Origin of the sequence: Oerskovia sp. NPDC056781, assembly GCF_042789955.1 — a bacterium.
Classification (GTDB): Bacteria; Actinomycetota; Actinomycetes; order Actinomycetales; family Cellulomonadaceae; genus Oerskovia; species Oerskovia rustica.
Genome location: NZ_JBHUAD010000129.1, coordinates 1 through 11,314, shown reverse-complemented (window position 1 = coordinate 11,314; position 11,314 = coordinate 1). Strand labels below are relative to the sequence as shown.

Genomic DNA, 11,314 nt, shown 5'->3' with positions numbered 1-11,314 from the left:
AGATGGTGCCGGGCCCTTCAGGAGATGCCCGTCCGGCAGAGCCGGGGTGGGATCACTTCTCCTTCGAGTCCTTGGCGTCCTCGACGGGGGCGTCCTCCACGACGGGAGCGTCCTCGACGACGGGCGCGTCCTCGATCGTGGCGTCCTCGACGGGAGCGTCCTCGACCTTGGCGGCCTTGGGCTTGCTGGCCTTCTTCGCAGCCTTCTCGGCCTCGCGGACGACGGCCTGCTTGGGGCTGACGGGCTCGGTCACGAGCTCGATGACGGCCATGGGGGCGTTGTCGCCCTTGCGGTTGCCGACCTTCGTGATGCGCGTGTAGCCACCGTTGCGCTCCGCCATCTGCGGGGCGATCTCGGTGAACAGCGTGTGCACGACGGACTTGTCGCGGACGACGGTCATGACGCGACGACGAGCCGCCAGGTCACCGCGCTTCGCGAACGTGATGAGGCGCTCGGCCACCGGACGCAGGCGCTTGGCCTTGGTCTCGGTCGTCGTGATGCGGCCGTGCTCGAAGAGCTGCGTGGACAGGTTCGCGAGGATGAGACGCTCGTGAGCCGGGCCACCGCCGAGCCGCGGACCCTTGGTGGGGGTAGGCATTGATCTTGCTCCTTAGAAGTGGATCGTGCGTGCGGCCGAGCCGCGAGCACGGAAGGTCAGAACTGCTGCTGCCCGTCGGAGAACGTCGCCTCGTCCTCGTCGGCCTCGTAGTAGTCCGCCGTGGAGGGGTCGAAGTCCAGCGGCGAGTCCTTGAGGTTCAGGCCGAGCTCTGCGAGCTTCTCCTTGACCTCGTTGATGGACTTCGCGCCGAAGTTCCGGATGTCCAGCAGGTCTGCCTCGCTGCGAGCGACGAGCTCGCCGACCTGGTGGATGCCCTCGCGCTTGAGGCAGTTGTACGAACGGATCGTGAGGTTGAGCTCCTCGATCGGGAGCGCGAGGTCCGCAGCGAGCGCGGCGTCCGTCGGGGACGGGCCGATCTCGATGCCCTCGGCCTCGACGTTGAGCTCACGGGCGAGGCCGAAGAGCTCGACGAGCGTCTTGCCGGCCGAGGCCAGCGCGTCGCGCGGGGAGATCGCCTGCTTCGTCTCGACGTCGACGATCAGCTTGTCGAAGTCGGTGCGCTGCTCGACGCGGGTCGCCTCGACCTTGTACGTGACCTTGAGGACCGGCGAGTAGATCGAGTCGACGGGAACACGGCCGATCTCGGCGTCGAAGGACTTGTTCTGGTTCGCGGAGACGTAGCCACGTCCACGCTCGACCGTCAGCTCGATCTCGAGCTTGCCCTTGTCGTTGAGGGTGGCGATGTGCAGGTCCGGGTTGTGGACCTCCACGCCCGCCGGCGGGACGATGTCCGCGGCGGTGACCGCGCCAGCACCCTGCTTGCGCAGGTACATCACGACCGGCTCGTCGTTCTCCGAGGAGACCACGAGGTTCTTGATGTTGAGGATGATCTCGGTGACGTCTTCCTTGACACCGGCAACGGTGGTGAACTCGTGGAGGACACCGTCGATGCGGATCGAGGTCACTGCAGCGCCCGGGATGGACGAGAGCAGCGTGCGACGAAGCGAGTTGCCGAGGGTGTAGCCGAAGCCAGGCTCGAGCGGCTCGATGGAGAAGCGCGAACGGTTCTCCGAGATGACCTCTTCGGTCAGGGTGGGGCGCTGTGCGATCAGCACTGGTGTGTTCCTTTCGGTGTGCGTCCGCTATATGACGCATCACGGGCAACGCGTGCTCCTGGGCGGGACTCTGTCCACCCGCCCAGGGTGCTGCGCCCGTCGTCGCGCCGGCCGGCAGGGCCGGCGGCAGCGCGACGACGAGCGGAGCAGAGGATCAGACGCGGCGACGCTTGGGGGGGCGGCAGCCGTTGTGAGCCTGGGGCGTCACGTCCTGGATCGAGCCGACCTCGAGGCCCGTCGCGGTGAGCGAACGGATCGCGGTCTCACGGCCGGAGCCGGGGCCCTTGACGAAGACGTCGACCTTCTTGACGCCGTGCTCCTGGGCGCGGCGGGCCGCGGACTCAGCAGCGAGCTGCGCGGCGAACGGCGTCGACTTGCGCGAGCCCTTGAAGCCGACGTGCCCGGCCGAGGCCCAGGCGATGACGGCACCGGTCGGGTCGGTGATCGACACGATCGTGTTGTTGAACGTGCTCTTGATGTGCGCCTGGCCGTGGGGGACGTTCTTCTTGTCCTTGCGGCGCGGCTTGCGGGCCGCGGTGGCGCGAGTCTTGGGAGGCATTTCTGGATCTTCTCCTGGTCTGAGGTGTTCGGACCGGGTCGGCGTGCGCCGCGCGGGTGAGCTCGAGGCTCAGGCGCCCTACACGCGTTCCACGGACTACTGCTTAGCGGGCCTTCTTCTTGCCGGCCACGGTGCGCTTGGGTCCCTTGCGGGTACGCGCGTTGGTCTTGGTGCGCTGCCCGCGGACGGGCAGGCCGCGGCGGTGACGCAGGCCCTCGTAGCAGCCGATCTCGACCTTGCGGCGAATGTCAGCAGCCACCTCACGGCGGAGGTCACCCTCGAGCTTGTAGTTGCCCTCGAGGTAGTCACGCAGCGCGACGAGCTCGGTGTCACCGAGGTCCTTCACGCGAACGTCCGGGGAGATCCCGGTGGCGGCCAGCGTCTGCTGGGCGCGGGTACGGCCGACGCCGTAGATGTAGGTGAGCGCGATCTCGAGCCGCTTCTCGCGGGGGAGGTCGACGCCGACAAGACGTGCCATGTGCCTTCCGGCTCCTGTTACTTCGTTCGGAGGTCTACCGCACCATCTTCCCGCGGAGCTGCGGGCCCCGGCCTCCGAGCCGGGGGTTCCCCTCAGTGGGCCTGTGCGGCCCGACCGTGAGGTTCGTGGTGGTGCGCTGGTTGGCACCCGAGGGTGCCGGCGATCGGTCCGCTCTCGCGGACCTGCATCACCGTGCGCCGGAGCGCCGGGGACTCAGCCCTGGCGCTGCTTGTGACGCAGGTTCTCGCAGATCACCATGACGCGACCGTGCCGGCGGATCACCTTGCACTTGTCGCAGATCTTCTTGACGCTGGGCTTGACCTTCATCAGTCTGTTCCTCCGCCGCCGCACGCACGCGCGGGCGAACCCAGGCCTGCGGCAGCAGTTGTTTCGAGTGGTGGATTCTTGACGACTACTTGTAGCGGTAGACGATCCGGCCACGGGACAGGTCGTACGGGCTCAGCTCCACCACCACTCGGTCCTCGGGGAGGATCCGGATGTAGTGCTGTCGCATCTTGCCCGAGATGTGAGCCAGAACCTTGTGCCCGTTGGCCAGCTCCACGCGGAACATCGCGTTCGGCAGGGCCTCGACCACGCTGCCCTCGATCTCGATGACACCGTCCTTCTTTGCCATATCCTCCGCTAACTCTCGTCCGAACTGCTTCCCACGCACCCGTGCTCTACGAGGACCGGTGAGTGGACGTCGTGTGCATTCCGCCCTGCTGCCCGGTCGGTTGAACTCGAACAGGGAACGCGGACTACACCCAGCGGACTATCCTACGGCATCGATCCGTCAGAAGGAACCGGGGGCGGTGTGCCCCGGACACGTGCGCCTGACGGCACCGCAGAGGGCCGTCCACGGCGCCCGCAGGCTGTCGCTGACGGCGTCGTGGATGCAGGCCCGGCCACGAGGCCTCGGCACCGCCTGCGCCCGCGTGGGACGCCTCTGCGCCGCCCGCGGTGACGGTCGCGAGTCGGAGACCAGGTCACCGCGCGGGCGTCCCGGCGACGCCGCTCCCCCCCGACACGGCGACGACCCGCTCCTGACCTCGTGAGGCCGGGAGCGGGCCGTCGCCGTGCGGACGAGCCTCAGACGTCGAGCGGGGCGACGGTCACGCCGAGCTCGGCGAGCTTCGCGGCACCGCCGTCGGGGGCCGTCAGGACCCAGATGCCGTCCTCGAGGATGGCGACGCTGTGCTCCCAGTGGGCCGCACGCGCGCCGTCGTCGGTCACGACCGTCCAGTCGTCCTCGAGCACCTGCGTGAAGCGCTCACCACGGGTCACCATGGGCTCGATGGCCAGGCACATGCCCGGCTTGAGCCGGGGTCCACGCTCACGCGTCCGGTAGTTCAGGACGTCCGGCGGCTGGTGCATCGACGTACCGATGCCGTGCCCCACGTACTCCTCGATGATCCCGTAGGGGACGCCGTCGGCCGCGGCCGACGCCTCGATCGAGTCCTCGACCGCGTTGCCGACGTCCCCCAGACGCTCGCCGGTCGCCAGGGCGGCGATGCCGGCCCAGAGCGCCCGCTCGGTCGCCTCGACGAGTGCGACGTCCGCCGCGTCGGCCTCGGGCAGGACGAACGAGAACGCGGAGTCCCCGTGCCAGCCGTCGACGATCGCGCCGCAGTCCACCGACACGACGTCGCCCGGGAGCAGCTCTCGCGTCCCCGGGATGCCGTGCACGACCTCGTCGTTCACCGAGACGCACAGCGTCGCCGGGTACCCGTGGTACCCCAGGAACGACGGCGTCGCGCCGGCATCGCCGATCACGGCCGCCGCCAGCGCGTCCAGGTCCGCGGTCGTCATGCCCGGGCGCACCGCCGAGCGGACCGTGGCGAGCGCGTCGGCGACCACCAGCCCCGCCCGGCGCATCGTGCGCACCTGGTCGACCGTCTTGTACTCGATCTTCTCGCGACCGAACACTTCGCGTTCCTACCGTCCCCGGGTCAGCCGACGAGAGGCGCGAGCGCCTCGACGAGACGCGTGGTCACGTCGTCGATCTCACCGATGCCGTCGACCTGGGCCAGGAGGCCCCGCTCGGCGTACGCGGACGTCAGCGGAGCGGTCTGCTCGGCGTAGATGTCGAGACGGCGGGCGATCGCCTCCTCGGTGTCGTCCTCACGGCCCTCGATCTCCGCACGCTTGCGCAGGCGGGCGAGGAGCTCGTCGCGGTCCGCGGTGAGCTCGAGGACGGCGTCCAGCTCGACACCGAGGTCGGCGAGGATCCCGTCGAGCTCGACGACCTGGGCAGCGTTGCGCGGGTAGCCATCGAGGATGAAGCCGCGCGCGACGTCGTCCTGCGCGAGGCGGTCACGGACCATGTCGTTCGTCACCGAGTCGGGGACGAGCTCACCCTTGGCCGTGTACTCCTGCACGAGCTTGCCCAGCTCGGTGCCGCCCTTGATGTTCGCACGGAAGATGTCGCCCGTGGAGATCGCCGGGATGCCGTAGTGCGCCGCCAGGCGAGCCGCCTGGGTGCCCTTGCCGGCCCCCTGGGGACCCATGATGATCAAGCGCGCGGAGCCCTCGGACGAGGTACCCGCAACGGGAGTCGTGTCGGTCAACGCAAGAACCCTTCGTAGTGACGCTGCTGCAGCTGCGAGTCGATCTGCTTGACCGTCTCGAGGCCGACGCCCACCACGATGAGGATCGAGCTACCACCGAACGGGATGTTGGTGCTCACCCCCAGCAGGACCAGGACGAGCGTCGGGATGAGCGCAACGAGCGCGAGGTAGATGGCACCCGCCGAGGTGATGCGGGTGATGACGTAGTCGAGGTACTCCGCCGTGGGGCGGCCGGCCCGGATGCCCGGGATGAAGCCGCCGTACTTCTTCATGTTGTCCGCGACCTCGTCCGGGTTGAACGTGATGGCCGTGTAGAAGAAGCAGAAGAAGACGATGAGGACCACGTAGATCGAGATGTGGATCGGCGAGGCCGGGTCCGCGAGGTACTTGGTGACCCACTGGACCCATCCTGCCGTCGTGTCGCCGAACTGGGCGATGAGGCCGGGGACCGCGAGCAGCGACGACGCGAAGATGACCGGGATGACGCCGGACATGTTGATCTTGATCGGGATGTAGGTGCTCGATCCGCCATACATCTTGCGTCCGACCATCCGCTTCGCGTACTGGACCGGCACACGGCGCTGGGACTGCTCGACGAAGACGACCAGGCCGATGACCAGGACGATGACGGCGATCATGATCGTGAAGTTGATCGCGCCGTTCGAGCCGCCCGCGATCGACCAGAGAGCGAGCGGGAAGCTGGCCGCGATCGACGTGAAGATCAGGAGCGACATGCCGTTGCCGACACCACGCTCGGAGATCAGCTCGCCGAGCCACATGATGAGGCCGGTACCCGCCGTCATGGTGATGACCATGATCGCGGACGTCAGGAAGCTGTTGTCCGGGATGACCGGGACGGGGCAGCCCGGGAAGAGCAGACCGCTGCGGGCCGTCGTGATGACGGTCGTCGACTGCAGGACCGCGAGGGCGATCGTCAGGTAGCGCGTGTACTGCGTGAGCTTCGCGGTACCGGACTGGCCCTCCTTGTGCAGCGCCTCGAAGTGAGGGATGACCACACGGAGCAGCTGCACGATGATGCTCGCGGTGATGTACGGCATGATGCCGAGCGCGAAGATCGAGAGCTGGAGCAGGGCGCCACCGCTGAACAGGTTCACCATGCCCAGGAGGTTGTTCTGGCCCTGCGTGTCGATGCACTGCTGGACGTTGGCGTAGTCCACACCAGGGGTCGGGATGAACGAGCCCACACGGAAGATCGCCATGATGGCGATCGTGAACAGCAGCTTGCGCCGCAGGTCAGGTGTCCGGAAAGCCCGGGCGAATGCGCTGAGCACCTATCCTCCTGGCCCGCCGAGGCGGGATGTCGTGTCGCCGGTTGGTCGGCGAGATGTGACGCACCCGGCACGGGACGCCATGGGGCACCTTAGCCGCTGCGCCGCGATGGACGGCAAATTGAGACAACCGGCGATGATTCTACGTTCCCCCGAGCAGCGGCGGCACCGGCGGACCACCCCCAGACGCAGACAGGGCCGACAGCGCATCGCGCTATCGGCCCTGTCCTACGTGTCAGTCCTCCGAGACGGAGCCACCGGCCGCAAGGATCTTGTCCTTGGCGGAAGCCGAGAACGCGTCGACCGCGACCTCGAGCTTGACGGTGACCTCACCCGTGCCGAGCACCTTGACGAGCTCGCCCTTGCGGACGGCTCCCTTGGCGACCAGGTCCTCGACGGTGACGGAGCCACCCTCGGGGTACAGCGCGGAGAGCTTGTCCAGGTTCACGACCTGGTACTCCGTGCGGAACGGGTTCTTGAAGCCACGAAGCTTGGGCAGACGCATGTGCAGCGGCATCTGTCCACCTTCGAAGCGCTCCGGCACCTGGTAACGAGCCTTCTGGCCCTTGGTACCACGGCCGGCCGTCTTACCCTTCGACGCCTCACCACGACCCACACGGGTCTTGGCCTTCTTGGCGCCGGGGGCGGGACGGAGGTGGTGGACCTTGAGGGTGCCACCAGCGCCGACGGTCTGCTGCGCCTCGGCCTTGGGGGCCTCGGTCGCAGCTGCCTTCTTGGCGGGAGCCTTCTTCTTCGGAGCGTCGGTCGAAGCCTCGACCGCGGTCTCCTTCTTGGCCTTCTCAGCCATGATCACTCGACCTCCTCAACGGCGACGAGGTGCGCCACCGTTGCGACCATGCCGCGGATCTCCGGGCGGTCCTCCTTCACGGCGGTGTCGCCGATCCGCTTGAGGCCCAGAGTGCGCAGCGTGTCGCGCTGATTCTGCTTGCCGCCGATGGCGGACTTCGTCTGGGTCACCTTGAGTCGAGCCATCACGCACCTACCCCAGCTGCACGTGCACGCAGGAGCGCGGCCGGAGCCACGGCCTCGAGCGGCAGGCCACGACGCGCTGCAACAGCCTCAGGCTGCTCCAGGTTGCGCAGGGCCTCGACCGTCGCGTGCACGATGTTGATCGCGTTGGACGAACCGAGCGACTTGCTCAGGACGTCGTGGATGCCCGCGCACTCCAGCACGGCGCGCACCGGACCACCGGCGATGACACCGGTACCCGGGGCTGCCGGACGCAGGAAGACGACACCGGCGGCTGCCTCGCCCTGGATGGGGTGAGGGATGGTGCCCTGGATGCGGGGAACCTTGAAGAAGTTCTTCTTGGCCTCCTCGACACCCTTGGCGATCGCCGCGGGGACTTCCTTCGCCTTGCCGTAGCCGACACCGACGGTACCGTCGCCATCGCCCACCACGACGAGCGCGGTGAAGCTGAAGCGACGGCCGCCCTTGACGACCTTGGACACGCGGTTGATGGTGACGACGCGCTCGACGAAGGCGTTCTTCTCGGCGGCGTCACCACGGCGACCGTCACCACGGCGGCCGTCGCGACGAGCGTCGCCGCGGCCTCCGGAGTTGCGGTCGGTCGACTCGTTGGCGGCACCCGTAGGGGCGCCGGTGTTGCTGCGCTGCCCTGCAGCCATCAGAGAATCCTTTGCTTCCGTACCGTGTACACGGTGGTGGTTTCGGCCATCATCACAGGGACAGACCGCCTTCGCGGGCCCCGTCGGCGACTGCAGCCACCCGGCCGTGGTACTTGTTGCCACCGCGGTCGAAGACGACCGAGTCGACACCAGCGGCCTTGGCACGCTCGGCGACGAGCTCGCCGACCTTGCGGGCCTTCGCGCTCTTGTCACCGTCGAACGACCGCAGGTCGCCCTCGATGGTCGATGCGGAAGCAACGGTCTGACCGATCGTGTCGTCCACGATCTGCGCCGTGATGTGGCGCGCGGAGCGCGTCACGACGAGGCGGGGACGAGCAGCCGTGCCAGCGATCTTCTTGCGCAGGCGGAGGTGGCGACGCTTGCGCGAGACTGCCTTGCCCTTGCCGAGAACCTTGAGAGCCATCGTTACTTACCAGCCTTTCCGACCTTGCGGCGGACGACCTCGCCGGCGTAACGCACACCCTTGCCCTTGTACGGCTCGGGCTTGCGGATCTTGCGGATGTTCGCAGCGACCTCGCCGACCTGCTGCTTGTCGATGCCCGAGACCGAGAACTTGGTCGGGGACTCGACAGCGAAGGTGATGCCGGCCGGTGCCGCGACCACGACGGGGTGGCTGAAACCGAGAGCGAACTCCAGGTCAGTGCCCTTCGCGGTCACGCGGTAACCGGTACCGACGATCTCGAGCTTCTTCTCGTAGCCCTGGGTGACACCAGTCACCAGGTTTGCGAGAAGGGTGCGGGTCAGGCCGTGCAGAGCGCGCGATGCACGCTCGTCGTTCGGGCGCGTCACCACGAGGGTGTCGGCGTCCTGGGAGACCTCGATGGGGGCGGGGATGGTGTGCTCCAAGGAACCCTTCGGGCCCTTGACGGTCACCAGCGCGCCGCTGATCGTGACATCCACTCCGGCGGGAACCGGAACGGGGATCTTGCCGATACGAGACATGGCGTATCTCTCCTTTCCGATTACCAGACGTAGGCGAGGACTTCTCCGCCCACGCCCTTCTTGGCTGCCTGACGGTCGGTCAGGAGGCCGGAGGACGTGGACAGGATCGCCACGCCGAGGCCACCGAGAACCTTGGGCAGGTTGGTCGACTTCGCGTACACACGCAGTCCGGGCTTCGACACGCGGCGCACACCGGCAAGGGAGCGCTCACGGTTCGGGCCGAACTTCAGCTGGATGGTGAGGTACTTGCCCACGGGCGCGTCCTCGACGGTCCAGCCGGAGATGTAGCCCTCGGCCTGCAGGATTTCAGCAATGTGCGACTTCAGCTTCGAGAACGGCATCTGAACCGTCTCGTGGTAAGCCGAGTTCGCGTTACGCAGACGGGTCAGCATGTCTGCGATCGGGTCGGTCATCGTCATTGGGCTTCAGCCCTTCCTCGCCGGGGTATCTGGCCGGTTCCCCGAGGGGAACCGTGCCAGACCTGCGACGTAGTTGTTACCAGCTGCTCTTGGTGACGCCGGGAAGCTCGCCACGGTGTGCCATCTCGCGAACGCAGATACGGCACAGGCCGAACTTGCGGTACACGGAGTGCGGGCGACCGCACTTCTGGCAGCGAGTGTAGGCGCGGACCGCGAACTTAGGCTTTGCGGCTGCCTTGTTGACCAGGGCCTTCTTCGCCATGTCAGTTCTCCTTGAAGGGGAAGCCGAGACGGCGCAGCAAGGAGCGGCCCTCGTCGTCGGTCGTCGCCGTCGTCACGATCGTGATGTCCATACCGCGGACGCGATCGATCTTGTCCTGGTCGATCTCGTGGAACATCGACTGCTCCGTGAGACCGAAGGTGTAGTTGCCGTGGCCGTCGAACTGCTTGGCCGAGAGTCCGCGGAAGTCGCGGATACGGGGCAGAGCGATGGACAGCAGGCGGTCGAGGAACTCCCACATGCGGTCACCGCGCAGCGTGACGTGCGCGCCGATCGGCATGCCCTCACGCAGCTTGAACTGAGCGATGGACTTGCGGGCCTTGGTGACCTGCGGCTTCTGGCCGGTGATGGCCGAGAGGTCGCGGATGGCACCCTCGATGAGCTTCGAGTCCTTGGCCGCGTCGCCGACACCCATGTTGACGACGATCTTCGTCAGTCGTGCAACCTGGTTGACGTTCTCGTGGCCGAACTCCTCGAGGAGGCCGGCGACGATCTCGTCGCGGTAGCGCTGCTTGAGACGCGCGATCTCAGGGGCTTGCAGTTCAGTGCTCATCAGATGTCCTTACCGGAACGCTTGGCGACGCGCACGCGAACCTTGCGCGTACGGCCGTCACGCTCGACCTCTTCGGTGCGGTACCCGACGCGGGTGCCCTTCTTGGTCTCCGGGTCGACGACCATCACGTTGCTCACGTGGATCGGCGCCTCGACGACCTCGATGCCACCGGTACGCGTCCCACGCTGGGACTGACCCACCTTGGTGTGCTTCGTGACGCGGTTGATGCCCTCGACGATCACGCGGTCGGAGTCCGTGAGGACCTCGAGCACGCGACCCTGGCTTGCGCGGTCCTTGCCAGAGATGACGACCACGAGGTCGCCCTTCTTGATCTTCGCCATGTTCAGAGCACCTCCGGAGCCAGCGAGATGATCTTCATGAACCGCTTGTCACGCAGCTCGCGGCCCACGGGGCCGAAGATGCGCGTGCCACGGGGCTCGCCGTCGTTCTTGAGGATCACGGCCGCGTTCTCGTCAAACTTGATGTAGGAACCGTCCGGACGACGGCGCTCCTTGGCGGTGCGGACGACGACCGCCTTGACGACGTCGCCCTTCTTCACGTTGCCACCGGGGATAGCGTCCTTGACGGTTGCGACGATGACGTCGCCGATTCCGGCGTAGCGACGGCCCGAACCGCCGAGAACACGGATGCAGAGAATCTCCTTGGCACCCGTGTTGTCGGCGACGCGAAGTCGCGACTCCTGCTGGATCATGTAGTGAACTCCTGTCGTCGAGCTGGTTCTCGCGGAGCGAGCCTTGCCGAACGGATAGCTGTCAGTGCCGGGTCCCTTGCGGGTGAACCGGCCAGGCGCGGCGGGGTCCCGCCGCCCTGTCTACTGGTTGCCGCACCTTGGTGCGGCCCGAGACCGGTCGTGACGGGCGGG

At 67.3% G+C, this 11,314-nt stretch carries 19 protein-coding genes; all 19 read right to left on the bottom strand.

Features of this window, described 5'->3' with window-relative positions; all coding sequences use genetic code 11:
- Positions 1-52 precede the first annotated feature (52 nt).
- On the bottom strand, positions 53-598 hold the full coding sequence (gene rplQ, locus ACFRCR_RS12090; protein WP_377677810.1) for a 50S ribosomal protein L17: 546 nt from the start codon (positions 596-598) through the stop codon (positions 53-55).
- A gap of 56 nt (positions 599-654) precedes the next feature.
- On the bottom strand, positions 655-1,674 hold the full coding sequence (locus tag ACFRCR_RS12085; protein ID WP_030151917.1) for a DNA-directed RNA polymerase subunit alpha: 1,020 nt from the start codon (positions 1,672-1,674) through the stop codon (positions 655-657).
- A 154-nt stretch (positions 1,675-1,828) separates the two neighbouring features.
- A complete protein-coding gene (rpsK, locus tag ACFRCR_RS12080; protein WP_030151918.1) occupies positions 1,829-2,233 on the bottom strand; it encodes a 30S ribosomal protein S11 in 405 nt (134 codons plus the stop codon).
- Between the two features lie 103 nt (positions 2,234-2,336).
- Complete coding sequence (rpsM, locus tag ACFRCR_RS12075; protein ID WP_030151919.1) at positions 2,337-2,711, bottom strand: 30S ribosomal protein S13; 375 nt, start codon at positions 2,709-2,711, stop codon at positions 2,337-2,339.
- Positions 2,712-2,924: 213 nt separating this feature from the next.
- On the bottom strand, positions 2,925-3,038 hold the full coding sequence (gene rpmJ / locus ACFRCR_RS12070; protein ID WP_009740505.1) for a 50S ribosomal protein L36: 114 nt from the start codon (positions 3,036-3,038) through the stop codon (positions 2,925-2,927).
- An 85-nt stretch (positions 3,039-3,123) separates the two neighbouring features.
- On the bottom strand, positions 3,124-3,345 hold the full coding sequence (gene infA / locus ACFRCR_RS12065; RefSeq protein WP_012867920.1) for a translation initiation factor IF-1: 222 nt from the start codon (positions 3,343-3,345) through the stop codon (positions 3,124-3,126).
- A gap of 455 nt (positions 3,346-3,800) precedes the next feature.
- Entirely contained in the window at positions 3,801-4,637 is an 837-nt protein-coding gene (gene map, locus ACFRCR_RS12060; RefSeq protein WP_377677808.1) for a type I methionyl aminopeptidase, read from the bottom strand.
- 23 nt (positions 4,638-4,660) lie between these two features.
- Positions 4,661-5,218: an adenylate kinase gene (locus tag ACFRCR_RS12055; RefSeq protein WP_138827492.1), complete on the bottom strand. Its 558-nt coding sequence runs from the start codon at positions 5,216-5,218 to the stop codon at positions 4,661-4,663.
- 56 nt (positions 5,219-5,274) lie between these two features.
- Positions 5,275-6,570, bottom strand: coding sequence for a preprotein translocase subunit SecY (gene secY, locus ACFRCR_RS12050; RefSeq protein WP_138825541.1), 1,296 nt, complete (start codon positions 6,568-6,570; stop codon positions 5,275-5,277).
- Between the two features lie 232 nt (positions 6,571-6,802).
- A complete protein-coding gene (gene rplO, locus ACFRCR_RS12045) occupies positions 6,803-7,375 on the bottom strand; it encodes a 50S ribosomal protein L15 (RefSeq protein WP_138825543.1) in 573 nt (190 codons plus the stop codon).
- A gap of 2 nt (positions 7,376-7,377) precedes the next feature.
- Positions 7,378-7,560, bottom strand: a complete 183-nt coding sequence (gene rpmD / locus ACFRCR_RS12040; RefSeq protein WP_030151924.1) for a 50S ribosomal protein L30 — start codon at positions 7,558-7,560, stop codon at positions 7,378-7,380.
- Positions 7,560-8,216, bottom strand: a complete 657-nt coding sequence (gene rpsE / locus ACFRCR_RS12035; RefSeq protein ID WP_030151925.1) for a 30S ribosomal protein S5 — start codon at positions 8,214-8,216, stop codon at positions 7,560-7,562. Before rpsE ends, rpmD begins: the two co-directional genes overlap by 1 nt.
- Before the next feature lie 52 nt (positions 8,217-8,268).
- Complete coding sequence (gene rplR, locus ACFRCR_RS12030; RefSeq protein ID WP_030151926.1) at positions 8,269-8,640, bottom strand: 50S ribosomal protein L18; 372 nt, start codon at positions 8,638-8,640, stop codon at positions 8,269-8,271.
- 2 nt (positions 8,641-8,642) lie between these two features.
- Positions 8,643-9,179, bottom strand: a complete 537-nt coding sequence (gene rplF, locus ACFRCR_RS12025; RefSeq protein WP_377677798.1) for a 50S ribosomal protein L6 — start codon at positions 9,177-9,179, stop codon at positions 8,643-8,645.
- Between the two features lie 20 nt (positions 9,180-9,199).
- On the bottom strand, positions 9,200-9,598 hold the full coding sequence (gene rpsH / locus ACFRCR_RS12020; protein WP_030151928.1) for a 30S ribosomal protein S8: 399 nt from the start codon (positions 9,596-9,598) through the stop codon (positions 9,200-9,202).
- Positions 9,599-9,674: 76 nt separating this feature from the next.
- Entirely contained in the window at positions 9,675-9,860 is a 186-nt protein-coding gene (locus ACFRCR_RS12015; protein ID WP_012867931.1) for a type Z 30S ribosomal protein S14, read from the bottom strand.
- A gap of 1 nt (position 9,861) precedes the next feature.
- Positions 9,862-10,431 (bottom strand): 50S ribosomal protein L5, encoded by a 570-nt coding sequence (gene rplE, locus ACFRCR_RS12010; protein WP_030151929.1) that lies wholly within the window; start codon positions 10,429-10,431, stop codon positions 9,862-9,864.
- Positions 10,431-10,772 (bottom strand): 50S ribosomal protein L24, encoded by a 342-nt coding sequence (rplX, locus tag ACFRCR_RS12005; protein WP_030151930.1) that lies wholly within the window; start codon positions 10,770-10,772, stop codon positions 10,431-10,433. The genes rplE and rplX overlap by 1 nt, the downstream gene beginning before the upstream one ends.
- Before the next feature lie 2 nt (positions 10,773-10,774).
- Positions 10,775-11,143: a 50S ribosomal protein L14 gene (rplN, locus tag ACFRCR_RS12000; protein WP_021480431.1), complete on the bottom strand. Its 369-nt coding sequence runs from the start codon at positions 11,141-11,143 to the stop codon at positions 10,775-10,777.
- Positions 11,144-11,314 lie beyond the last annotated feature (171 nt).

Coding starts and splice junctions, on each gene's coding strand:
- rplQ (WP_377677810.1), bottom strand. CDS start 598: ATGCCTACCCCCACCAAGGGTCCGCGGCTCGGCGGTGGCCCGGCTCAC.
- rpsK (WP_030151918.1), bottom strand. CDS start 2,233: ATGCCTCCCAAGACTCGCGCCACCGCGGCCCGCAAGCCGCGCCGCAAG.
- rpsM (WP_030151919.1), bottom strand. CDS start 2,711: ATGGCACGTCTTGTCGGCGTCGACCTCCCCCGCGAGAAGCGGCTCGAG.
- rpmJ (WP_009740505.1), bottom strand. CDS start 3,038: ATGAAGGTCAAGCCCAGCGTCAAGAAGATCTGCGACAAGTGCAAGGTG.
- infA (WP_012867920.1), bottom strand. CDS start 3,345: ATGGCAAAGAAGGACGGTGTCATCGAGATCGAGGGCAGCGTGGTCGAG.
- ACFRCR_RS12055 (WP_138827492.1), bottom strand. CDS start 5,218: ATGGGTCCCCAGGGGGCCGGCAAGGGCACCCAGGCGGCTCGCCTGGCG.
- rplO (WP_138825543.1), bottom strand. CDS start 7,375: ATGGCTGAGAAGGCCAAGAAGGAGACCGCGGTCGAGGCTTCGACCGAC.
- rpmD (WP_030151924.1), bottom strand. CDS start 7,560: ATGGCTCGACTCAAGGTGACCCAGACGAAGTCCGCCATCGGCGGCAAG.
- rpsE (WP_030151925.1), bottom strand. CDS start 8,216: ATGGCTGCAGGGCAGCGCAGCAACACCGGCGCCCCTACGGGTGCCGCC.
- rplR (WP_030151926.1), bottom strand. CDS start 8,640: ATGGCTCTCAAGGTTCTCGGCAAGGGCAAGGCAGTCTCGCGCAAGCGT.
- rplF (WP_377677798.1), bottom strand. CDS start 9,179: ATGTCTCGTATCGGCAAGATCCCCGTTCCGGTTCCCGCCGGAGTGGAT.
- rpsH (WP_030151928.1), bottom strand. CDS start 9,598: ATGACGATGACCGACCCGATCGCAGACATGCTGACCCGTCTGCGTAAC.
- ACFRCR_RS12015 (WP_012867931.1), bottom strand. CDS start 9,860: ATGGCGAAGAAGGCCCTGGTCAACAAGGCAGCCGCAAAGCCTAAGTTC.
- rplE (WP_030151929.1), bottom strand. CDS start 10,431: ATGAGCACTGAACTGCAAGCCCCTGAGATCGCGCGTCTCAAGCAGCGC.
- rplX (WP_030151930.1), bottom strand. CDS start 10,772: ATGGCGAAGATCAAGAAGGGCGACCTCGTGGTCGTCATCTCTGGCAAG.
- rplN (WP_021480431.1), bottom strand. CDS start 11,143: ATGATCCAGCAGGAGTCGCGACTTCGCGTCGCCGACAACACGGGTGCC.